Origin of the sequence: Marivirga arenosa (assembly GCF_030503895.2) — a bacterium.
Classification (GTDB): Bacteria; Bacteroidota; Bacteroidia; order Cytophagales; family Cyclobacteriaceae; genus Marivirga; species Marivirga arenosa.
Map to the genome: position 1 here is coordinate 368691 of NZ_CP129970.2, position 22060 is coordinate 390750.

At 33.5% G+C, this 22060-nt stretch carries 18 protein-coding genes and 2 tRNA genes; 8 read left to right on the forward strand and 12 right to left on the reverse strand.

From position 1 onward, the window contains the following. Nucleotides 1-52: 52 nt before the first annotated feature. From QYS48_RS01565 to QYS48_RS01575, 3 genes are all read right to left on the reverse strand, one after another. Nucleotides 53-1231: an acetyl-CoA C-acyltransferase gene (locus QYS48_RS01565; RefSeq protein WP_302127017.1), complete on the reverse strand. Its 1179-nt coding sequence runs from the start codon at nt 1229-1231 to the stop codon at nt 53-55. A gap of 70 nt (nt 1232-1301) precedes the next feature. Beyond that, nucleotides 1302-2228 carry a tetratricopeptide repeat protein gene (locus tag QYS48_RS01570; RefSeq protein ID WP_308357245.1) on the reverse strand — a complete coding sequence of 309 codons (927 nt, stop codon included), beginning with the start codon at nt 2226-2228 and terminating at the stop codon, nt 1302-1304. Next, entirely contained in the window at nt 2225-3193 is a 969-nt protein-coding gene (locus QYS48_RS01575) for a VWA domain-containing protein (RefSeq protein ID WP_302099622.1), read from the reverse strand. Before QYS48_RS01575 ends, QYS48_RS01570 begins: the two co-directional genes overlap by 4 nt. A gap of 299 nt (nt 3194-3492) precedes the next feature. Here QYS48_RS01575 and QYS48_RS01580 point away from each other — a divergent pair. The 6 genes from QYS48_RS01580 (at nt 3493) to QYS48_RS01605 (ending at nt 7561) form a co-directional block, all read left to right on the forward strand. After that, nucleotides 3493-3581: transfer RNA gene (locus tag QYS48_RS01580), tRNA-Ser, on the forward strand. Between the two features lie 188 nt (nt 3582-3769). Continuing rightward, a tRNA-Pro gene (locus QYS48_RS01585) sits at nt 3770-3843 on the forward strand. Nucleotides 3844-4311: 468 nt separating this feature from the next. Continuing rightward, nucleotides 4312-5091, forward strand: a complete 780-nt coding sequence (locus QYS48_RS01590; protein ID WP_308357246.1) for a hypothetical protein — start codon at nt 4312-4314, stop codon at nt 5089-5091. Between the two features lie 290 nt (nt 5092-5381). After that, entirely contained in the window at nt 5382-5717 is a 336-nt protein-coding gene (locus QYS48_RS01595; protein WP_308357247.1) for a nucleotidyltransferase domain-containing protein, read from the forward strand. 175 nt (nt 5718-5892) lie between these two features. Then, the gene (locus QYS48_RS01600; RefSeq protein WP_369592738.1) at nt 5893-5994 is read left to right on the forward strand and encodes a HepT-like ribonuclease domain-containing protein; all 102 of its coding nucleotides are present in this window, start codon (nt 5893-5895) and stop codon (nt 5992-5994) included. A gap of 343 nt (nt 5995-6337) precedes the next feature. After that, the gene (locus QYS48_RS01605) at nt 6338-7561 is read left to right on the forward strand and encodes a hypothetical protein (RefSeq protein WP_308357248.1); all 1224 of its coding nucleotides are present in this window, start codon (nt 6338-6340) and stop codon (nt 7559-7561) included. 145 nt (nt 7562-7706) lie between these two features. Here QYS48_RS01605 and QYS48_RS01610 read toward each other — a convergent pair whose 3' ends face one another. Then, complete coding sequence (locus QYS48_RS01610; RefSeq protein WP_308357249.1) at nt 7707-8459, reverse strand: hypothetical protein; 753 nt, start codon at nt 8457-8459, stop codon at nt 7707-7709. A gap of 539 nt (nt 8460-8998) precedes the next feature. Here QYS48_RS01610 and QYS48_RS01615 point away from each other — a divergent pair. Continuing rightward, complete coding sequence (locus tag QYS48_RS01615) at nt 8999-9421, forward strand: secondary thiamine-phosphate synthase enzyme YjbQ (protein ID WP_302099613.1); 423 nt, start codon at nt 8999-9001, stop codon at nt 9419-9421. A gap of 12 nt (nt 9422-9433) precedes the next feature. Here the strand turns inward: QYS48_RS01615 and QYS48_RS01620 are convergent, their stop codons facing one another. The 5 genes from QYS48_RS01620 to QYS48_RS01640 form a co-directional block, all read right to left on the reverse strand. Beyond that, nucleotides 9434-10045 (reverse strand): alpha-ketoglutarate-dependent dioxygenase AlkB, encoded by a 612-nt coding sequence (locus QYS48_RS01620; RefSeq protein WP_302104176.1) that lies wholly within the window; start codon nt 10043-10045, stop codon nt 9434-9436. Between the two features lie 251 nt (nt 10046-10296). After that, nucleotides 10297-11559, reverse strand: a complete 1263-nt coding sequence (locus QYS48_RS01625) for a 7TM-DISM domain-containing protein (RefSeq protein WP_308357250.1) — start codon at nt 11557-11559, stop codon at nt 10297-10299. Then, nucleotides 11560-11835, reverse strand: a complete 276-nt coding sequence (locus QYS48_RS01630; RefSeq protein WP_308357251.1) for a 7TM-DISM domain-containing protein — start codon at nt 11833-11835, stop codon at nt 11560-11562. Between the two features lie 425 nt (nt 11836-12260). Then, a complete protein-coding gene (locus QYS48_RS01635; protein ID WP_308357252.1) occupies nt 12261-15455 on the reverse strand; it encodes a S41 family peptidase in 3195 nt (1064 codons plus the stop codon). A gap of 188 nt (nt 15456-15643) precedes the next feature. After that, entirely contained in the window at nt 15644-16258 is a 615-nt protein-coding gene (locus QYS48_RS01640) for a heme-binding protein (protein WP_308357253.1), read from the reverse strand. 221 nt (nt 16259-16479) lie between these two features. Between QYS48_RS01640 and QYS48_RS01645 the strand changes: the two genes are divergently transcribed. Further along, complete coding sequence (locus tag QYS48_RS01645; protein ID WP_308357254.1) at nt 16480-18348, forward strand: tetratricopeptide repeat-containing sensor histidine kinase; 1869 nt, start codon at nt 16480-16482, stop codon at nt 18346-18348. Nucleotides 18349-18353: 5 nt separating this feature from the next. On the opposite strand, the gene QYS48_RS01650 is transcribed toward QYS48_RS01645, so the two are convergent. The 3 genes from QYS48_RS01650 to QYS48_RS01660 all read right to left on the reverse strand — a co-directional run bounded on the left by QYS48_RS01650 (nt 18354) and on the right by QYS48_RS01660 (nt 22026). Next, the gene (locus QYS48_RS01650; RefSeq protein WP_308357255.1) at nt 18354-18788 is read right to left on the reverse strand and encodes a universal stress protein; all 435 of its coding nucleotides are present in this window, start codon (nt 18786-18788) and stop codon (nt 18354-18356) included. 125 nt (nt 18789-18913) lie between these two features. Next, nucleotides 18914-20641 carry a lysine--tRNA ligase gene (gene lysS, locus QYS48_RS01655; RefSeq protein ID WP_308358418.1) on the reverse strand — a complete coding sequence of 576 codons (1728 nt, stop codon included), beginning with the start codon at nt 20639-20641 and terminating at the stop codon, nt 18914-18916. 191 nt (nt 20642-20832) lie between these two features. Then, on the reverse strand, nt 20833-22026 hold the full coding sequence (locus QYS48_RS01660) for a proline dehydrogenase family protein (RefSeq protein ID WP_308357256.1): 1194 nt from the start codon (nt 22024-22026) through the stop codon (nt 20833-20835). Between the last annotated feature and the right edge of the window lie 34 nt (nt 22027-22060).

Consider the following 22060-nt stretch of genomic DNA (forward strand, 5'->3'; position numbering starts at 1 on the left):
TAAATATAACTTACAAGCTGTTAGATTATTATAAAAGACCGAAGTCTTAATTTTACATTTTTTCGATAACGATAGCAGAAGCTCCTCCACCACCATTACAAATACCTGCTACACCAATTTTACCGTTTTTCTGGCTCATTACAGAGTGTAAGGTAGTCATGATTCTCGCACCGGAAGCACCTAATGGGTGTCCTAAAGCTACAGCACCACCAAATACATTCACTTTTTCAGGATCTAACCCTAATTCCATATTATTAGCGATTGCTACAGCAGAGAAGGCCTCATTGATTTCATAAAAATCAACTTCTTCTTTCGTAACGCCTGCTCTTTTCATGGCAATTGGAATAGCTAATGATGGAGCAGTAGTAAACCACATTGGATCTTGAGCTGCATCACCAAATCCTCTAATTTTTGCGATTGGTTTTACTCCTAATTCTTCCGCTTTTTCTTTACTCATTAATACTAATGCAGATGCACCATCATTAATAGTAGAAGCATTAGCTGCAGTTACAGTACCATCTTTAGCAAAGACAGGTCTTAAAGAAGGTATTTTCTCAAATTTTACATTTTTGTATTCCTCATCTTCAGTAATAACCAAGGGATCACCTTTTCTCTGAGGAACTTCTACAGGAACAATCTCTTCTTTGAAGCTTCCATCTTCCGTTGCTTTTGCTACTCTTTTATAAGAGCTGATCGCATAATCATCCTGCATTTCACGGCTGATCTTCATTTCTTTAGCTGTGTTATCAGCACAGTTCCCCATAGGGAATTGATTATATACTTCCCAAAGTCCATCCTTCAATAAACCATCAACTAACTCGCCATTACCATATTTATAGCCATAACGAGCTTTAGGAATATAATATGGGATATTAGACATGCTTTCCATACCGCCTGCAACAATCGTGTCTGCATGACCTAACATGATGCTTTGCGCACCAAACATTACGGCCTTCATTCCTGAAGAGCAAACTTTATTTACAGTAGTACATGGAACATTATGACCAATACCTGCACCGATAGCAGCTTGTCTTGCCGGAGCCTGACCTAAATTAGCCGACACTACATTACCCATGAATACTTCATTCACTTCTTTAGCATCAACCTTTGCTTTTGATAAAGCTCCTTTAATAGCCGCAGAACCTAATTGTACAGCGGTTAGGCTAGATAAACTTCCTCCAAAACTTCCGATTGGTGTCCTAACAGCAGACACAATATATACTTCTTGCATTATTATTTTATTTTAGTCGTTCGAATGTAAAATTAATTAAAATATGCTTGTGATAAAACCGAATTGCCCATTACCAATCCGGCTTTCCGGAATCTTGTTTTTTTGTTGCTTTTTTTCTCAACTGCTGAAAATATTGAGATTCTTTATTTCTTAAAGCCTCCAAAATCATTTGCGCTTTTTCTTCTGAAATATTCATCTCTTTTAGCTTCTGTTTAGTAGCTGGATCCATCTTCTGATCGTCAGCATTTTCTTTCTGTTCTCCTTCTTTTTGTTGCTCTTGCTGCTGTTGCTGCTCTTTTTCCTGTTCTGATTTTTCATCTTCACTTTGCTCACCCTCTTGCTGCTGTTCAGCATTCTCTTTTTGCTGTTCTTCTTCGCTATTCTGATCTTCAGATTTATTCTCTTGATTCTCTTCGTTTTTCTGATTCTCCGAATTTTGATCTTCCTTGCTTTGCTGATCTTTGTTTTGTTGATCCTTATTTTCTTGATCTTGCTGCTGATCGTTTTGATCCTTATTTTGATCTTGCTGATCCTGATTTTGTTGTTCTTGTTGCTGCATTTTCTTTTTTAGCAACTCATAATTATATCTCGCTTTTTGATTGCCAGGATCAGCACGTAGCGCCTCCTTATAAAAAGAAAGCGCATTTTCATATTCCTTTTGCATTTCAGAAAGATTCCCCAATTGCAATAAAGCCTTCGACTTCAGTTCTTTATTATCAGAATCAGCTACTCTTCTATAAGCATCATATGAATTTACAGTATCCTTTAATTGAAAATAAGCGTGGGCTCTATTCAATTCCGCTTGAGGACTTTCATAATTCAATGAATCCAATAAATAAGTATAATGTTCAATTACCTTTTCGTAATCACCGTTTTTTAAAGCTTCGGCAGCCCTCTCTTTCGCTGCATTTGCCTTTGCTATTTTCCCTACAGGATCAATAGCTAAAACACTTATGGAAAGCAATAAAAATGATATTACAAAGAATACACTTTTCATATTTTTATGATTTTAAGTGTGGTTACTAAATCTATCATTAACAAAATAATAGCAGCCAATAAGAAGTAGAAGTACTTATTAGCCGATACATCTACCGTTTTGGCATCTTTCAGTTCCCCTTCAATATTGTTGATGGTAGCAATCAATCTCCCCACATCATTATCTTCCTGATTAATTTCAAAATACTCACCATCAGTTTCATCAGCAAGATTTCTCATGGAACGTGAATCTAATTTAGTGATGATATCTTTTCCGTTTTTATCCTTTCTGAATCCTCTAGAAGTTCTAATTTTACTCCCCTCTTCTGTTCCAACGCCTAAAGTAAACAAACGGATTCCAGATTCATTGATTTTATTTACTTCACTTTCGGTATCGTCTCCAAAATCTTCCCCATCACTAATAAGAATGATAATCTTTGATTTTTGTTTACTGGAGGGCGCATCTTCTGAAGTTAATTTATCATGCGCCATATTTAATGCACCCCCAAAGTCTGTACTGCTCCCTGGTACTAGGCGAGTATTTAAGGTTTCGATAAATAGGTTCAATGCATTTTGATCATAAGTTAAAGGACATTGAACAAATGATTCAGAAGAAAAGATTAACAAGCCTATTCTGTCTGAACTAAAAGCATCTACAATATTTTTTAGCTCATATTTAATTTTCTCAAGTCTGGTAGGTGCCACATCATAGGCATCCATAGAAGCAGAAAGGTCAACAGCAATCATAATATCCTTCCCCACTGCTTTGATTTCTTTTTTATCATCGCCAAATGAAGGACCTAATAAAGAGATGATTAATAGGGCAAACATTAACGACCTCAATAAAAACTTTGGTAGGATGTTAGAATAAGCCTGTCCTACCCTTTTAGCAACCGTAAATACTCTAAAGGTATAGGCAAAATATAGAATCAGAAAAATGATGATAAAAATAATCTCCTCAAATCCGAGGGACGAAATCCAAGTCATAGATTTTTTAATTTTTACAAAAATATAAAAGCTAACTAAAAGGGCAACGTTGATTAGCAACTAAGAATTGAAAAACGAAATAAATTTAAGCATGTTATACAATTTTAAATAAAGAAAGAGAGCAATATAAAATGCTTTAAAAATTCATGTAATTTAAATTACTGGCAGCCAGCAAGATGAAAAACAGATTAAAAAAAAGTGAGATTTATTTTGATTCAGATTTGGAAGGGACGGAAAACTTCTTTTATATTTGCATCACTTTTCGGAAACGAGGAGGGGATTTGAGGTAACAATAACCCGGAGAGGTGGGTGAGTGGCTGAAACCACATGTTTGCTAAACATGCGTACGTGTTAAAGCGTACCGGGGGTTCGAATCCCCCTCTCTCCGCAGAAGTTCTTTTAAAGATTGTAGTGAGAAAGCTGAAATTACTTCTCTATTTTGATAAGTAGGGATGAGAACCCAAAGGGTTCGAAAGCGAAGCTTCACGAGGGAATGTTCGGCATGCCAGTGTGTATGAGTAATCCCCCTCTCTCCGCAGAAGTTCTTTAAATAGAATAAGAGAATAATGATAATCTCGGGGTGTAGCGTAGCCCGGTATCGCGCCTCGTTTGGGACGAGGAGGTCGTAGGTTCGAATCCTGCCACCCCGACAAGCCAGTAGAAATTTCTACTGGCTTTTTTTATGCCTTGAATTTAATTTTTTCAAGCCTGAATTAGGTCAGTTTTATTCACCACCATCGTATAAACCTATTGAATACACCACTATTATCCATATAACTATAAAACAAGCACCTTATTTCCCACACATCAGCCTTTCATCAAAAAATGATTGGCTGTGAAGCGCTATTAGTTGATATTTGTAATTCCTACACAAGTCAATGACTTTGTAAGGTTTTGGTTGAAATATAAGCGCTGGGTGGGGATCCAGCGCTTTTTTTAATTTTTACTCCTTATTGGATAAATCTGCATTTTAACTACCCTTTCTCTTAATAAACTTTTATATTCAAATCCGCATTAGCCAAAACCTAACTCAATTAATAAATGTCGGTTTTTCTGTATTGCGGATAAAGTAATAGTACTTACTTTATACAATTGTTAGTGATCATAATTCATGCATATTGAAAAAAATATCAAGTTATCTTTTAATCGCTCTTCTGGCAATCTCATGCAATGAGAAAAATGTTACGCAAAAAGAATGGTTTCTTTCTTATGAAGATGAGGGATTTAATATTTCAAAATTTTCAAAATTAGAAATTTTTGATGAGTCAGGTGACTTGAGTTACGATAGTACAATATATCCAAATGATTATGGGTTTGGCGTTAATCATTACCAAAACAACAAACTCACCTATGAATACTCAGAGATAGAACCTAAAATTATTATAGAGAAATCTTATGAATACTCCGGAGATGAATTAATGAAAGCTATAACTTATACAAATGGCGATACAATAATATCACATTATGTAATTGACAAAAAAGATGAGTTGGGAAACCCTATAAAAATCTCAACATTCAACTCAGTAGGAGAATTCTTGGGCTATGAACAAAGAATCTATCAAGAAAAGATGTTGCAATCGATTATGATTTTCTTAAAAGAAGACACCACCGAAGAGTTGATAAGTGAAAGGAAAGTTTTCTATAATGAATCCCAATTAATAGAATATGAAGTAATTTTAGATAAAATTAATTCAGTTAAGGATAGTTTAGCTCATGATTATGAGAATAACAAAAAAATAAGGACTGTTTTATTTACTAAACAAATTGATATGCCTGATTATTTACTTATAGAAGAAAAACACTTCTACTGGTCAGATAACACGATCGATAAAATCACCTCGTATGATTATCTTAATAATTTAGAATACATCTATAATGCTGAAATTAAGTGGCAATAAACGATATAAATAATATTGCGCTTTGCTGTATATCATGTAATGCAAGTAAAGGAGCTAAACTCCTAGAAGATTGGCTCAAAAGTGATTATTGTAAAAGAAATGAAATAACTGAAGATTCGGTAGCGCAAGTGGTGAAAAATGCTTTAAAGAATCCTCCAAAACGCAAATAACTATGCACAACAAAACTTATAGTGCATAGCACCCTTTCGGATGCTACGTCACTATACACTAATCGTTATGCGCCATACAGCCTAAGTTAAGGATTATTCGAAATTTCATGTATTTGAATTATGGTTGAATACGTACAAAATAAGCTTGACGAGATTGTAGACGCATGTAAAAAACATCATATGATTGCAATTGCTTTGTTTGGATCAGCAGCAAAAGATACTATGAATGAAGACAGCGACATCGATCTTCTCGTTGATTTTCCTGATGACATTGACGTTTTGGACTATGCTGATAACTACTTCTCTTTATTACATCCCCTACAAGTAATTCTCGATAGAAAAGTCGATCTCGTATCTAGCAAATCACTGAAAAACCCAATTCTCAAAGAAGAGGTATACCAGTCAAAAGTAGATTTGTATGCAGCCGAAACTACTCAAATACATTTTAGATATTGAGAGCGTTATAGAGGAGATCGAATCTATGAAAAAGAAAACTCAGAATGACTTCAATAATTTTTCAGATGATATTATTTTGCAACTGGCTGTAGAACGGGATTTAAAAATCATAGGATAGGCCATTCAGAAAATTATTGATATCAACCCAAGCATTCAAATTACGGCATCTAAAAACATCATTGGATTGAGAAATATTATTTCACACGCTTATGATTCGGTTGAGCCAGAGATGTTATGGGGAATAATTCAAAGGAACGTTCCTGTTTTAGCTGATTAAATTCGAACTTTAAAAGGTGAATAAAATTTGCTAAAAATGCATTTACTTTGTGCTTCTAGCAAATTGAGCAAGTAAGGCTCCGCAAAGTCAAACATTCGATTTCATTTATGACAAGCAATCAGCTTAGTTCTTCCTCTTTTCTGTTTCAATAATTGTGGTTATGGTTTGGCTTCGCTACTTTAGTACTTCGTCAGCATAGTATGTCAAACGCATTTTTGTTGGTCGGTATGCAATTAAAAGAATCGTAATGTCGTTTAGAAGAATGACAATTAAAAAATCCCATTTAATTCTGCTCGTGATTTTTGTTTTGGCAATATCTCAAAACAAGATAAAGGCATGTAGTATGTATAAAATTACAGCAGATGGGAAAACAATGGTGGGTTGTAATCATGACGCATGGTTAAGCACGCCCAAAGTATGGTTTGAGAATGCTAAACAAGCAAACGGATATGGTGCAGCATTTACAGGAGCAAGACAAGTTTCTAACAACAGAACTACTCCCCAATCGGGAATGAACACCTCAGGACTAATCTTTTCACGTTTGGCTTCTTATTATCCTATTCAAAACAACCCTTTTACAGACCGATTAAAAGTTTCTGATGAAGCAGACTACCTAACCAATATTCTGCATAAATGTGCTAGTGTAAAAGAGGTAAGAAAATACATTGAGCAATACGATCATAGCTTTTTTATTAATGATGTGTTTATATATATTGACAGTTTAGGTAATTATTTAATTGTCGAACCTTACAACCTTATAGAAGGCAATAACCCCAATTATGTTTTGGCTAATTTTTGCCCTTCTATAACAGATAATGAACAAGCCAGAAAACTTGAAAGATACCGTAAAGGAGAAGATTTTTTAAAGACTAATGAAGCAATCCCTTCGCTAGCCTTTTGTAGAACCCTTTCTGATTCCATGAGCGTTTGCAGAAAGAGAAATGGAGATGGGACATTGCTAACTTCAATATGGGATACTAAAGACAAAATGGTAAGCTTATACTTTTACCATTCCTATGATACAGTTGTACAATATAACTTGAAAGAAGAGCTGGCAAAAGGCGACCATACCATAAATGTTCCAGAAATATTCCCAAGAAATTCTGATTTTGAAAAACTTATCAACTACAAAACTCCTTCAAACACCATTGAATTAAGAATCTTACTTGTGGTGCTTGCAGTTTTATTGGCTTTCTTTCCTTTTATGTTAGCCATTTCCAAATTTTGGAAGAAAAAGTTTAATGCAATGTCGATCAAATCTATTCTGACAATAACTGTTTCAAACCTTCTACTTATAGCATATATTTTTGTTCTAATTACAAACAAAAACATTTTCTATTTTGACGCACCATACAAACATTACAAATCAAATATAATTAGCGCTTTCTCCTATACTCCATTTTTACTACTAGTATTATTTGGGTCTATTTTATTCTATATGATAAATAGCTCAGAGTTAAACAAAACGAAGCTTTGGATTAAAACGATATTGGCTTTAAATAACTTGATATATATATTCTTAATCGTGGGATTTGCATATTGGGGACTCTACAATATCTGGACTTAAAAGAAAGAAAACAGTATAATCCAACATGGATTCAATAGGAAGAAAACCGTTTCCGATATCTAAACTCACAATCATCTCGTTGGCGCCTTTAAAATCAATTATTCTCAATTCTTATAAACCCCTACTATACGCAAAATAATAGCTATTAATAATCAAAGAGCTTTATTCGGTTCCAATAAAAATTTAAGTCTATTGAAAAGTTCTGAGTCTGCATATCAAATGGATAAATAAACGCCCCATCAAAATTTACGGGCTCTGCTATAGAGTTTAATGATCTTAAATATTGAATACCTAATCCTAGATGCCAAAACCTAACTTCTGCATTTAATAGGATACTATGATGAAAAGCTTTAATAGGATTTTCCTGAATGATTTCATTAGCAAAATAATAGGTTTTTTGGTTACTGGGTTGTGACCACCACCGGTCATCATAGCCCGTTCGATCCAGGCCTTCAGGGTTTTTATGATGCATATAATTTAATTGATAGCCTATGCCTATTCTATATTGTATTTTTCTATCAATCACCATTGAGGGTATAACATCAAGTAGATGTGATCTATAATTCGAAAAATAAGTTTTAGCATTTGGAATCATAGAAGGTCCATCACCAGGAGGATCATAATCCAATGGGGTTACCGTAAAATTATTATTATGGGTTTTTAAATTTAGCCTTAATACTAAAAAAGAATATTTCTTACTGCTCAATTCAAAAAATACGCCTCCCTGAATGTAATCAACACCATTGTCATTTAATCTGATATCCACACTTTGATACCTTCCACTTAAATTATTTTGGGCATTATAATCTTTAATTCCAGTAGTTAACCCAAAGTTAAGCTGAGCTTTGACAATTAATGGAGAGAGTAGAATGAAAATAAAAAAGAATGATCTTTTCATGCTTAGTCATTAAGGTTGAAAGTTTAAAAATAAATAATTTATCAACAAGCAAACAGAATATCCAAGTATAGTTTACGGCAAAGGTCAAAAATACTCTTCCTGCGATTTATATTTTTTCAAGAGTAATGAGTAGAATAATCCATTTTAGTAAAGTTATAGTAGGACTATAATGTAAAACCGTAAAGTTATTTTAGGACGATACAATATGCGCACCTTTTTTAAGCACGCATATATGCGTACTCTAATTTTTACATATGAGTAAAAAGAATTTTTGATCACGCATAGATTTTTAATTAAAAAGCATATGCGCATAATTTTTTGAACTTCATTGAAGCATACAGTGCGTTCAGGAGCTCCTGGAGCAATCGTCCCGCTTGTGGCTTTAGTTTTGTAATGCCATAACTCCTAATACCGAACTTCAAGACCCCTCTACCTTTTCTCTAAACAATCCCTTATATTCAAATCTCATATTCAGAAATCGAGTTATTTTTTAGCAAGTATAAGAAACACTCTTAGATTGCATAGATGATTAATTAATTATGAAAACATTACAACACACTTTTCAGCTAAAACCTTACCCTAGAGGTTTTCATTTAATAGAAAGAGACATTGAACAAAATATGCCCGAATTAAGAAATATTGAGGCTGGGATTGTTCATATCTTTATTCATCACACTTCTGCTGGGCTTACCTTAAATGAAAATGCAGATCCTACGGTAAGAGGTGATTTCGAACGTCATTTCAATAAGATGGTGCCTGAAAATATGGATTACTATCAACACACCCAAGAAGGCCCAGATGATATGCCAGCTCATATTAAAGCTTCCCTTTTAGGTAGTTCGGTAAGTGTTCCTATTCAAAATGGAAAGCTACTAACTGGAACCTGGCAAGGCGTTTATCTATGCGAGCATAGAAACCATGCTGGTAGTAGAAAAATTACCATTACGATAATGGGAGATTAACTTGCTATAAACTTATTGATTCACGATGGTTCTAAATGTCAAATTAATTCTTGGCATTTGCACCTTTTTAGTTGGCGGTAAACGATGCAACCAGTTCTTCTGACAACTCCCTCCCATCATTAATAAGCTACCATCCTCGAGGATCAACTCTAGCTTTTCCTTAGTTTCCTTATGCTTAAAAGCAAATTTTCGTTCTGCACCGAAACTGACTGAAGCTATGGCTCCATTATCCTTTAAATCTTTTTCTCCATCACTATGCCAAGCCATCCCCTCCTCTCCTGAATGATATAGATTCAATAAACATGAATTAAATGTTTCTCCTAATTGCTGTTCCACTTTACTTTTGATTTCCTGAAGTTCTGGAGTCCAAATTTTTGCAGTTTTCGTGACTTTGGAATAGGTATAAGAAAATGCTTGATCAGCATACCAGGCCACTTTACGTTTTGTTATGATTTCCTTGCCAAAGATGATTGCCTTATCGTGCTCCCAGTCTATTTCATTCATTAAACTCTGAAAGTAAAACAATGCTTCATCCTGACTAAACAGTTGCCCATGATATTGCACAATACCTCCATGAGGAAGTATATTTTTATTAGGATCATAAGGTTCAGAAAATAGCTTCATTTTACGTTTAATTTGAGAAAACACTCTAAAATAGTCTTTTAACAATTCTTAATATCTATGTTAAAATAAATTGTAAGCCTTTCATTTAATTGGATATGCTATTTATAACTTCTATTAAATTTTAACAGTCGCATGAAAAAATTATCTAGAAATTATGTATTTATATAATAGTAATTTAATGTCTTCAAAATATTCTGAAACACTGATTGTTTGAAGAGGCCCAAATGATTAATTCTATAATTTTATATAAATCAATTTTCATCCAAATCCATCAAATCATTCTTTTCAGCACTTGTCAAAGAAGTGTTTACTTCTTTAATTACAATATCTAGTTCTTGGGCTGATTCATCAATCTGATTTACCATTTCGTCAATATCATCAGTATTATTTAGTTTTAATAAATAAACTAACCCAAGTATTCGAGCCAAGGGCCCTCTAACTTTATGGGCATTGAAATAAGCATAATCAAGCAGCTTTTCATTTTGTATGCGAAGCTGTAAGGTTCTCTTTTTAACCGTTTTTTCTAAAGAATCATTAATTGCTGTAATTTCTTCTTGTTGCTGTATAATCTCTTCATTTTGAGCCTCTAACATTTTAGTTCGCTCATGTACTAGGTACTCCAATTCCTCTTTTTTTTGATTTAAGATTCGGATATTTTCTGCCTGAAGGTTATTTTTTTCTATCCTTAATGAGTCTACCTTTTTAGAAAGGCCTACTGCCAAAAAAATCATTTCCAAAGCAATTCCTAAATCAAGAGAATGATTTAAAATAATTGATTCGGATATGATAATGCCGTAGTTTCTTAATAAATAAACAACGGCCCCCACAAAAAGAAAAGTAAAACTTAGCAAATAATATTTTGCAGGTTTATACTCTCTTTTTAACCATAACCAAATACTTAAACCTATAACAGTAGGTATAAATAGAGAGGCTATAAAATCAGTATATAAAAATGCTACTCTATTATATCCTAAAAAGGATATAATTACAGAAACAAACTGTAAAACAACCATAATTCTGATCACCCATAGCATTATTTTAGAATACTTCTTTAACTGAAGAAAATATATTGTGAATATCCCTACAGCGATGGATACTAGTGATCCGAAAATTGATGTATAATCATTTAATACTCTCAAAAAAGGAAACCATACATAAAGCAAGCCATTAACTCTTAGTAAAGTGATGATTACAGTCAAACTATAGATAGAGTATAATAGATATATCTTATCTTTTAGCGAAATAAAAAAAATAAGGTATAATAAACCCAGCACCAGAACGGCCCCAGCTGATATATATCCTATCATTGCAGCTTTTGCAAAAAAGACGTTTTCATCTTCTTCCTGAACGACATTTATCTTTATAAACAATGGCTCAGAGCTTTCAAACCTAAATAACATTTCGCCCTTAAAGTCTTGTGGAATATCAAACATTAAAACTGATGGTTCAGATTTACCTGTTTTTCTATTCTGTTGATATTCAAATGAATCGTGTCGAATAATAGAATCTCCCATTTAAAGAAAAAAGTCTATATATCTTATTAGTGGATTGTCTAATGATACTGATCCTCCCTCAGGCATATCAAGAGCTGACTTCATCCATATCACATTTGAAGTTAGGCCAAAGCTTTTTATTTTAGCTGTATCTTTAATTTGGAAATAATCTCCATTTAGTATTTCATCTACTGATAATCTAGCACTAGAATCTATCGCAATATCCCATTCTCTTTGCCAATTCGAAAGGCCCTGAAACGGAATAAATAATATTAAACAGATTATAAATCGATTCATGCAGCAGAAACTTGTAGATGGTTAGATAGTTTAGTTTGTGAATTAAGATACGAAAAAATCAATATAAATTTTAAAAGATTTTATTATTCAATTCAAATAGTTATGCAGTCAAAAGGAAGTAGAGTTTTACAAAAAATGAATTATACTGAAAGCCTAGCAAATGATTTAAGAGCAGTTCAATAATGAAATTCAAACCTATAAATAGAGTTACAGCAAATAATTGAACCACAAAAAAAAAGGTTAAAATTCCGATATGATGATTAAAGCCTTTATTGTTAATTTATTAAATAGAAATAATTCCTACTTAATATAAAGTAAAACGAGAAACTACTGTTATTAAAAACAATAATTCACGCTATTCTTTCATTTAAGAATTTAAAAACAAAAAAAGGGGCTCTAAGCCCCTTTAATTTATTAAAATGTAATTAATTCAACTGCTTTAATAATATTTCAACTGATTTCTTCAATTGTGGATCCACATTTTTTGCTTTATAAGCAGGTGGATTATCGATAATAACATCAGGCACAGCAGGGCCATTCTCCATATTTTCTTCAGTAGCTTTAACATACCAGGCTCTGAAAGGCACTCGAATGTAAGAACCATCTTGTAAGCCTGCTCCGCCAGTAGAAATTACAGCTCCAAAAGTTGGAGTACCCACTAAGGTACCCAAATCAAGGGTTTTATAGGCATGTGAAAAGATTTCAGCATTGGAATAGGAATTTTGATTACATAAAGCGACAGATGGTTTAGTCCAAGAGGCAAGTGGAAGTCGCTCTCCAAAAGGATAATTCTCCTTAAAATTCTTATGTTCCTTCAAGCTTTGGGCTGCTCCTCTAGGAATGGTATAAGCATGTTGATCTACATTTAAAACCGCCATCAAATAATCAGTAGTCCATCCTCCACCATTATAGCGAACATCAATTACAATTCCATCTTTACCATAAGCCGCTGCCGTTAGCTCTCGCTCAAATCGCTCAAAAGAAGTCCAATTCATGCCTTGTATATGTAAATACCCTAGCTTACCCTCAGAATATTCGTCCACAAGCGCTCTTCTATTTTCCACCCATTCATCATAAAGCTCTGAGCGTAGTGAATTGCTAGGCCATATAATAACCTCTTTTTCCTCTCCGTTCCGCTCAATCGTTAATAGAGTACGTTCATTTGCTGTTCCTTCCAATAAAGCAAAGAAGTTTGTAGCATCCTCAACATTTTGCAGATTAACGGCTTTAATTATATCTCCTGTTTGTAATTTACTTTCATTTTTATCAGCAGGACTATTCATCACAATTCGACTAATTTTAAAGCCCCCATTTAAAACTTCCCCTTCTACTCCTAAGAGACCTGTTCTTTCACTTTGAGTTTCTTTCTGCTCATTTCTACCATAAAGCCCCATATGGGAGGCATTAAGTTGACCCAACATTAAATTGTAAAAGCTTTGAAAATCCTGCTTAGTAGAGGCCGATAAAGCAATCGGCTTATATTGTGCTTTTAAAGCATCCCAGTCTTGCCCATGAAATTCAGGATCATAAAATCTTGCTTGCAGTATTCTCCAGCCTTCTTCAAAAATTTGAGCCAGCTCTTCCTGATATCGAATTTTCATTTCAGCGCTTACTGGTAATTTTTCAATTTTATCAGATTTTATTTCAAGTTGTGAAATCAAACCTCCTTTCATCATAAAGTAAAGCTTTCCCTGTATAGGAGTTTTGGCAATACCATAAGGTTCTGATGTACCAGTAATCATTTTCTTATCGCTACCATCCCATTTAATTTTGTATAGCGCTCTTTCAATTTCATAGTCTTTACGGCTTACTCCACTATTGATGTAGTATATAAATTCACCTTTTTCATCAAATGCAAAATCTGATTCTCCACCAGTGAAGCGAGTAATCTGTTGAAGACGAAGGTAGATCTTATCAAAATCAATATCTACATCAGCTACTTTCTCCTCCTTTTTCTCTTCCTTACTATCGCCTTCTTTTTTCTCCTTTTCTTTATCTTTTGCCTCCTTCTCATATCGTTTCCATTGCGCTTGTGATTTTTCCCAATCCTCCTTTTTCAGCCATGCAAACCATATATCACTATCCCCATTATTTCTTTCGGATACAAAACCTAATTTACTACCATCTTTGCTCCATATGGGATTATAATCTCTTTTGGGATGCATACTCACGTTAACAGCTTCTCTACTATTATCAGCGGCATGAATAAAAACCTCGCTATTGAAATTCAAATCAGATTTGCTGTATGCCAACCATTTGCTATCAGGCGACCAACTAATGCCAGAAGGCTCATCCCATCCATCTAATAACACTTTTCCGTTACTTAAATTCCCCGATGCATCAATATCAAATACTTGCAATTTACTCTCTCCTTGCAATAAGGCTAATTTCTTACCATCTGGACTCACTACGGGATTTGACTCTTCTTCCTCTGTTTTCGTTAAGCGATTTACTTTCCTTTTGAATGAATAGAATAGGTCCTTTTCTTGTTCATTCGTTGATTGAATACTGTAGAGATCATTTTGTCCTTCACGATCTGATATGAATAATAACACTTCATCATTTAACCAACTAATATCTCTTTCACGAGCAGGGCCATCCGTTAATCGAATCGATTTATCATCTTCTTTATCGTTCCTACTTACAAAAATTTCACCTCTATTAACAAATGCTATAAATTTTCCATTGGGAGAAATGGCAAATTCATCTACTCTATTTTTCATATTTTCCTTCACTACCGGGTCAAAACGGTAATCTGTAGCAATTTCAATATCGATGGTTGACTTTACTTTTGTTGACAAGTCAAAAGTATAAGACTTTTCAGCAGTTTGATAAGCTATCTTACCCGCTGCTCGGCTGATAGAAAAAGATAAAATGCCAAAATCCTTTTCTGAGGTCAATTGCTCTGCTTCTCCTTCTAAAGATTGTTTATGAATATTATATCTTCCTGATTTTCCTGAAATATAGAGTAGTTCGTTATTACTTAACCATTTAGGTGCAAAATCATTATGGGCATCGGTAGTAATCTGTTGATATTCTCCTGAAGTCATATCATAAACCCAAACGTCACGATTTGCAGGACCCTCATAAGCTTCTCTTTCAATTCGACAAGTGCCACGTACAAAGGCTACTTTCTTTCCATCAGGAGAAATTGAAGGTTCTAAACCTAAGGCATCCATAAATCGAGTCTCAGTGGTAGACGAATTTTTTAAAACAAATATTTCTGACTCTCTTTCTACCTGCTTATAATTTCTACTGGTTGTGAAAATAATATCCCCATTTGATGCTACACTGTAAGGAATATCAGAAGCCGAATGATAGGTTAAACGGCTTGGCTCACCCCCTATAGCTGGAATGCTGAAAATATCTTCATTTCCAAAACGATCACTTGAAAAAACTATTTTTTTACCATCTGAAGTCCATATTGGATTTGATTCATAGGCCTGATGAATAGTGATCCTTGAAGATTTTTCACCATTGAAATCTGACACCCAGATATCCCCTTGATAGCTAAAGGCTAATTGTGTACCATCGGGAGAAATAGAAGGTTGCATTATAGGGGATTGCGCATTCAAAACAAAACTTCCAATAAAAGCAAAAAGGAAAAGTAAGTATTTCATATTTATGAGTTTATAATTTCAATATCAATATATGTAAGTCTTATAAAGAATTGAACAGTAATTAAATGACTGGGCATTTTCTTGTTTAAACCTAACAAAAAAAGGAGTAACCAATATTACTCCTTTAACAATCTATTTTATAATCATTTGTTTTACCCCAATATAAAAGCACTCAATCTGAATGAAGACTATTGAAGACTCTCCTTCGCTTCATTTTCATTATTAAGATCAACAATGATCTCATTTTTTCTATTAAAAACTTCAAATGGCGCATTATAACCAAAGAAATAAAAATGATTAGAATATTGAATTCCTTCTTTGTCTAAGGCTTCCATCAACTTTTCTCTATATTTTTTTATCTTACGATCATTAGCCCAGCCTCCAAACTTAATGGCTGCTACTTTTCGATTGGGTTCCTGACGAAATTCAATTTTTGTATTGTTAGGCTGTGGTAAGTCTTCCTTGCTGTATTTTTTAGGAACCAAAAACATCATAGTCATGGAATCTTCTAATGACATACTTACTGGAGAAGTCATGGCTATACTTTCATTCATCTTATTATCTCCAAAAATATAAGAAGCTAGAGTTCTAAAGCCCTTTCGTGACATATCTTTATACTGATTTCCTGAAAGCTTAACTGAAGTAAACAAACTTGAATCATATGTTCTGATTTCAAAATCTTCGAACTTTTGATTTACTTTATACTGATAAGTTTCAATATTATTTTGACTCTGCATCGCATAAAGTTGAACTATAACAAAAACCAAAATCAAGATACTTATAATAATTAACACAGCTTTCATAAATGAGTATTTTACTATTTAAACGACTTTTTGAGTAGCTTCGTTTAAACTGACTCCTATTGAAACACTTAAATTTTTAATTATTTATTTCTTGAATTCATAGCTTGAAGGAAGTTTCACTAAATATACAGGGCTTTAACTTATACATTAAGAGTATAAAATTGCATTATTAAAATACAATTTGTTAAATTGATAAAATAATAATGTCACCCTTGTTTTTAATGAACAGATTTACTTGGTCGCTTGCTTTCATTTTACTTTCTATTTCCTCCGTATATAGCCAAGTAGTGGTAGAGCAAGTTTGTTCTGCAAAAACTCAAAAAGTCATTTCAATTTCTGAAGAAAAAGATCATGGTGGAAATTCAATCGCAGCCATTCAAGTTTTGGAGGATGAGTTAGAAACCAAATTATCTGATCAGTGCAAAGCCCTCATTTATTTAAACTTAGGAAGTCTTTACCATAAGTATAATAAATTAGTACAAGCTGTAAAGTATTTAGATGAAGCCAATAAAATATTTGCAGCGTATGAAATGTATAATGAGCAAATAACAGCGATCAACCTCATCAGTGGTAGTTATTATATTTTAGGTGATCATGATATATCAGCAAAAAATACTTTAACCGCTATTAAAATAGCAAAAAAGCATCAGCTAAATGAGCGTTTAGATGTTCTCTATAACAATTTAGCAAGTTCTTATGGTGAATTACAATACAACGACTCTGCGATAAAATATGTACAGTATTCAATTGAATTAGCCAATGAGAATCAAAACACATCGACTCTATTACACGCTCTTTCAACTAAAGCTGAAACTCAACTTAGAAGCGGAGAATATACTGAGGCTGAATTACAATTTGAAGAAGTAATTGAATTAGGTAGAAAAGAAAAAATACTATCGTCATACTTAGAATCAAACTGTCTTTTTGGAATTGCAAAAGCTAAATTCCTAAATAATGATCCTATCAGCGCACGTGATTATGGAAGGAAAGCCTTCAGTTTAGCCATTGAAGACAATCATATTAAAATAGCTGAACTCAGTGCAAAACTATTGTATGAAATATGGGAAAAGCTAGATGATTCTGATAGTGCATATTATTATTTGACACAATATGTGATGGCTCAAGAAAAGATAAAGCCAAATGAAAACTTAAGTCAGCTAAACAGATTTAGAATGCGTAAAGCCGAACTTCAGATTCTGGAAAAAGAACAAGAAACTGAAAAGCAGAAATATTATACTATTTTAGGTACTATTTCAGCAGCCTTATTATTATTACTTTTTATAGTAATTTTTCTATTCTACAGAAACTCTAATAAGCTTAATCATCAGTTAAAAGAAAAGAATGATTTGATCCATAAAGCTAATTCTCAGTTAGCCAATCAGAGAGATGAATTAAATAATTTAAATAAAGTGAAAGATAGAGTCTTCTCCGCTGTAATTCATGATTTTAAAACTCCCATGAATACTTTGGAAAGCATGCTCAATATGCTGATAAAGAAATACATGACTCCTGATGAAGCCTCTGAAAATGCAAAAAAACTGTTGCTTAAATTGAAGAAATCAAGATTAGCTATTAACAGTACCATAGCTTGGATAAAAACTCAACTTGAAGGTTACACAGCACAAGAGCAAGAGATAGAATTAGGGAATTTTATATCTGAAATTAAGAGTTATCATAGCAGTGAATTACAGAAAAAACAGATAAGACTGAAAACTCAAATTGATAAAGATTTAAGGTTTATTTCTGATCGAGAACTATTATTTATCATCCTAAATAATCTAATTTCAAATGCAATTAAATTCTCTAATGATAAAAGTGAAATAAAAATTACTTCGCAAGAAGAAGGTGGTATGCTCATTTTAAAAGTTGAAGACAAAGGCATAGGAATGAAAAAAACCGAGCTAAATAGAATATTCTCTTTGGAGACCTTATCAAAAGAAGGAACTGCTGCCGAAACAGGTTCTGGTTTAGGTTTAAAAATTTCTAATGAATTAATAGCAAACCTAGGTGGTGAAATTACTGCAGAAAGCGATGAGGAAAGTGGTAGCACTTTTTATGTAAGAATAAAGCTAAAAAAAGTAGACACCTAAAATGATCACTTTAGAGGCACAAGTAATAATGGAATTTTAGATTTTTTAATAATTCCGTTTGAAACACTTTCCATAAAAGCCTTATACAAGAAATTATGTTCGTGATGACCTGCAATAATCATATCAGCTTTTAGTTTTTCAGCCTCCTTAATAATCATTTCAATAGTAGCTCCTTGAACTAATAAAGCCTCTGCTTCTACTCCCTTATCAACAAGTTTTTTAGTATACTTTTGCAAAAGCTCATGTTCCTCTCTCAGCTCTGAAGCTCTCATTTCTCTTATATATTGTGGGCCCACTCCATAGCCTACAAAATCAGGCTCTGGTGCAGCAATATGCACTAACCATATTTTAGCTTTAAATGCAGCGCCCATTTCATAAGCTTTATCAACTACTGCCTTTTCTTGTTCATTAAAATCAACTGAAACTAATATATTTTTCATAACTGAAACATTTAGATAGTTCTATTAAAATATACGATTTCTATCCGGAAAAGATAAGCATACTAAAAACAGATCATAAAAAAAGCCGACAGTTGTCGGCTTTTAATTATTTATCATCTCAAGGTTTAACTCACCCATTCTTTCACATCATCTGGACTTATACTTGGCAGGTCTAGCTTCATTTTCTTTTTCAAACCTGAAATTTGATGATGTAACTTTGTATGTTTTACTTCCTTCATTTCTTCCACGGTTTTATAACCTGCTTCCATTACTACTGGAGCCCACTCTTTAGGCACTCCTGCTTCTACAAAATCAGCCTCAGTAGCCACTTTAGCTTTCTTCTCTGGCTTCATTTGTGGAAAGAATAAAACATCTTGAATTGAATTGCTATTGGTCATGATCATACTTAATCTGTCAATACCAATACCTAAACCTGCTGTTGGTGGCATACCGTATTCTAATGCTCTAAGGAAGTCTTCATCCAACACCATGGCTTCATCATCTCCCCTTTTACCAAGCTCAAGTTGTTCTTCAAATCTTTGCCTTTGATCTATTGGGTCATTTAACTCAGAGAAAGCATTACATATTTCTTTTCCATTACAAATCGCCTCAAATCTCTCTACTAATCCTTCTTTAGTAGGATGTTTCTTAGCAAGCGGTGACATTTCAATTGGATAATCTGTAATAAAGGTTGGTTGAATGAGTTGACCTTCACACTTCTCACCAAATATCTCATCAATTAGTTTACCTTTCCCCATTGAATCATCAACCGGCACTTCTAGTTTCTGAGCTGTTTTACGAAGTTCATCTTCATTCATTTCGGATATATCAATCCCTGTAAAATGCTCAATTGCTTCATACATGGTATATCTTTTCCACGGGCGTTGGAAATTAATTACATTCTCTCCTACCTGTACTTCAGTAGTTCCGTGAATATCTAAAGCCACTTTTTCAACCATTTCTTCCACTAAGTTCATCATCCACTCATAATCTTTGTAAGCTACATAAAGCTCCACTTGAGTAAATTCTGGATTATGGAAACGAGACATTCCTTCGTTACGGAAGTCTTTTGCAAATTCAAATACACCATCATAGCCCCCAACAATTAATCTCTTAAGATATAATTCATTTGCAATCCTTAAATATAAGGTCATATCTAAAGTATTATGATGCGTTTTGAAAGGTCTAGCTGCAGCACCACCATATAAAGGCTGAAGAATTGGCGTTTCAACTTCCAGATAACCTTTGTCACCTAAGAAATTACGCATTGAATTCACCAGTTTAGTTCTCTTTTTGAAAGTTTCTCGAACCTCTGGGTTTACAATTAAATCCACATAACGCTGGCGGTATCTTTGCTCTGAATCTGTGAAAGCATCATATCTTTTCACATTTCCATCTTCATCTGTTGTTTCTTTTGTGATCGGTAAAGGACGAAGTGATTTTGTAAGAACAGTAAATTCCTTAACGTGAATTGAGGTCTCTCCTACCTGTGTTTTGAAAACATACCCTTTAATTCCGATTATATCTCCAATATCTAAAAGCTTTTTAAATACTGTATTATAGAAAGTCTTGTCTTCATCAGGACAAATCTCATCTCTATTTACATATATCTGGATTCTTCCTGTGCTATCCTGAATTTCAGCAAAAGAAGCTTTACCCATTATTCTTCTACTCATCAAACGACCCGCGATGCTTACTTCCTGGTAATTTTTCTTTTCATCATCATATTGCTCTTTAATCTCTTTAGCAGTAACATTTATTGGGTATGATTCTGCCGGATAAGGATTAATACCAAGATTAGTAAGTTCCTCCCTACTTTTACGTCTTTCTATTTCCTGTTCGCTTAAATGCATCATTTTTACTAAATATATATTAGAATCGCTTGTTTAATATTTGAGTTTGCAAAGATAGCGGAAAGTATGAATTTTATCAGCTAAACCGCTAGATATTAGTATATAGAAAAAGCAGAAGGAATATAGTTTCTTCTGCTAAAATGTATTGAAATAACTCTTAAAAAGTCATTCTGGTATATGTAATTGAACTCTTACTTATTCTTTCTCTCTTCTTTTCTTCTTTGCATTTCTTCTTTAAGTAGAGAGAACTCACGACTACTCTGGCCGGCAACAGAAGTATTTTCTTCCGCTCTTCTGAAAAGATAAGGCATTACTGATTTTACTGGTCCATAGGGGACATACTTGGCCACATTATAACCTTTATCAGCAAGGTTAAATGATATATTATCACTCATTCCATATAATTGAGCAAAGTGTACTCGCTGATCTCCTGGTTCAATACCATGCTTATTCATCATGTAAGCTAAAAAGTAATTACTGTATTGATTATGAGTTCCATTGAATACAGCAATTTCATTAAGATTTTCAACACAATACTCTAAAGCTGAATTATAATCAATATCAGTTCTTTCTTTAGAAATTTGAATCGGGTTTGGGTAGCCCATTTCTTCGGCTCTGTCGGCTTCCTTCTCCATATAAGCACCTCTTACCAACTTTGCTCCTATAAAATATCCTCTTTCTTTAGCTCTTTTATGTGCTTTTTTAAGGTTGTCAAACATATCAGCTCTATACATCTGATAAGTATTATAAATGATGGCTGAATCTTTATTGTATTTTTCCATCATTTCATAAACCAGTTCATCAATTGGATCTTGAAGCCAACTTTCCTCAGCATCAATTAACAATCTAACATTTTTATCATAAGCAGCCTTACATAATTTCTCAATTCGTTCTCTACTTCTTTTATCAATCTCCTTCTCCTTTTCAGTAAGTTCTTTTCCTGCTTGTATTTTTGTAAATATTTTCCCTAGTGCTACTCCTGATGGCTTAAAAACGCAGAAAGGAATATTATCATCATCAGCTGCTCTGTCAATTGTTCTTAGGATTTCATTCATTGTTTTATCGAATCCCTTTTCATTTTTAGCACCTTCAACTGAATAATCTAAGATAGTTCCGATTTTATGAGAGGCTAATTCGTCAATTGTACCTTGACTATCTTTAATGGTTACGCCACCACAAAACTGATCATAAACAGTCCAGTAAATGATTTTACTGATAGGGAGATGTAAAGCAAAACCGAGTTTAACAAAAAATTTACCAATTGCCACAAGCCAACCTTTATTCATCATAGCGAATAACAAATATGCCTTTTTCAACTGGCGATCTGACTTACTAGTGTACGCTATCGATACATCGTCAAATATTGGGTTAGTAGTTACTTCCATAAAATAATTTTAAGTCCGCAAATATAACAAAAAC

Excerpts from the sequence above, each read along its gene's own strand:
- QYS48_RS01615 (WP_302099613.1), top strand. The coding sequence starts at position 8,999 with ATGAAAACATTACAACACACTTTTCAGCTAAAACCTTACCCTAGAGGT.
- QYS48_RS01595 (WP_308357247.1), top strand. The coding sequence starts at position 5,382 with ATGGTTGAATACGTACAAAATAAGCTTGACGAGATTGTAGACGCATGT.
- lysS (WP_308358418.1), bottom strand. The coding sequence starts at position 20,641 with ATGCATTTAAGCGAACAGGAAATAGAAAGACGTAAAAGTAGGGAGGAA.
- QYS48_RS01610 (WP_308357249.1), bottom strand. The coding sequence starts at position 8,459 with ATGAAAAGATCATTCTTTTTTATTTTCATTCTACTCTCTCCATTAATT.
- QYS48_RS01645 (WP_308357254.1), top strand. The coding sequence starts at position 16,480 with ATGAACAGATTTACTTGGTCGCTTGCTTTCATTTTACTTTCTATTTCC.
- QYS48_RS01625 (WP_308357250.1), bottom strand. The coding sequence starts at position 11,559 with ATGGGAGATTCTATTATTCGACACGATTCATTTGAATATCAACAGAAT.
- QYS48_RS01635 (WP_308357252.1), bottom strand. The coding sequence starts at position 15,455 with ATGAAATACTTACTTTTCCTTTTTGCTTTTATTGGAAGTTTTGTTTTG.
- QYS48_RS01660 (WP_308357256.1), bottom strand. The coding sequence starts at position 22,026 with ATGGAAGTAACTACTAACCCAATATTTGACGATGTATCGATAGCGTAC.
- QYS48_RS01650 (WP_308357255.1), bottom strand. The coding sequence starts at position 18,788 with ATGAAAAATATATTAGTTTCAGTTGATTTTAATGAACAAGAAAAGGCA.
- QYS48_RS01570 (WP_308357245.1), bottom strand. The coding sequence starts at position 2,228 with ATGAAAAGTGTATTCTTTGTAATATCATTTTTATTGCTTTCCATAAGT.
- QYS48_RS01640 (WP_308357253.1), bottom strand. The coding sequence starts at position 16,258 with ATGAAAGCTGTGTTAATTATTATAAGTATCTTGATTTTGGTTTTTGTT.
- QYS48_RS01620 (WP_302104176.1), bottom strand. The coding sequence starts at position 10,045 with ATGAAGCTATTTTCTGAACCTTATGATCCTAATAAAAATATACTTCCT.
- QYS48_RS01565 (WP_302127017.1), bottom strand. The coding sequence starts at position 1,231 with ATGCAAGAAGTATATATTGTGTCTGCTGTTAGGACACCAATCGGAAGT.
- QYS48_RS01575 (WP_302099622.1), bottom strand. The coding sequence starts at position 3,193 with ATGACTTGGATTTCGTCCCTCGGATTTGAGGAGATTATTTTTATCATC.
- QYS48_RS01605 (WP_308357248.1), top strand. The coding sequence starts at position 6,338 with ATGTATAAAATTACAGCAGATGGGAAAACAATGGTGGGTTGTAATCAT.
- QYS48_RS01630 (WP_308357251.1), bottom strand. The coding sequence starts at position 11,835 with ATGAATCGATTTATAATCTGTTTAATATTATTTATTCCGTTTCAGGGC.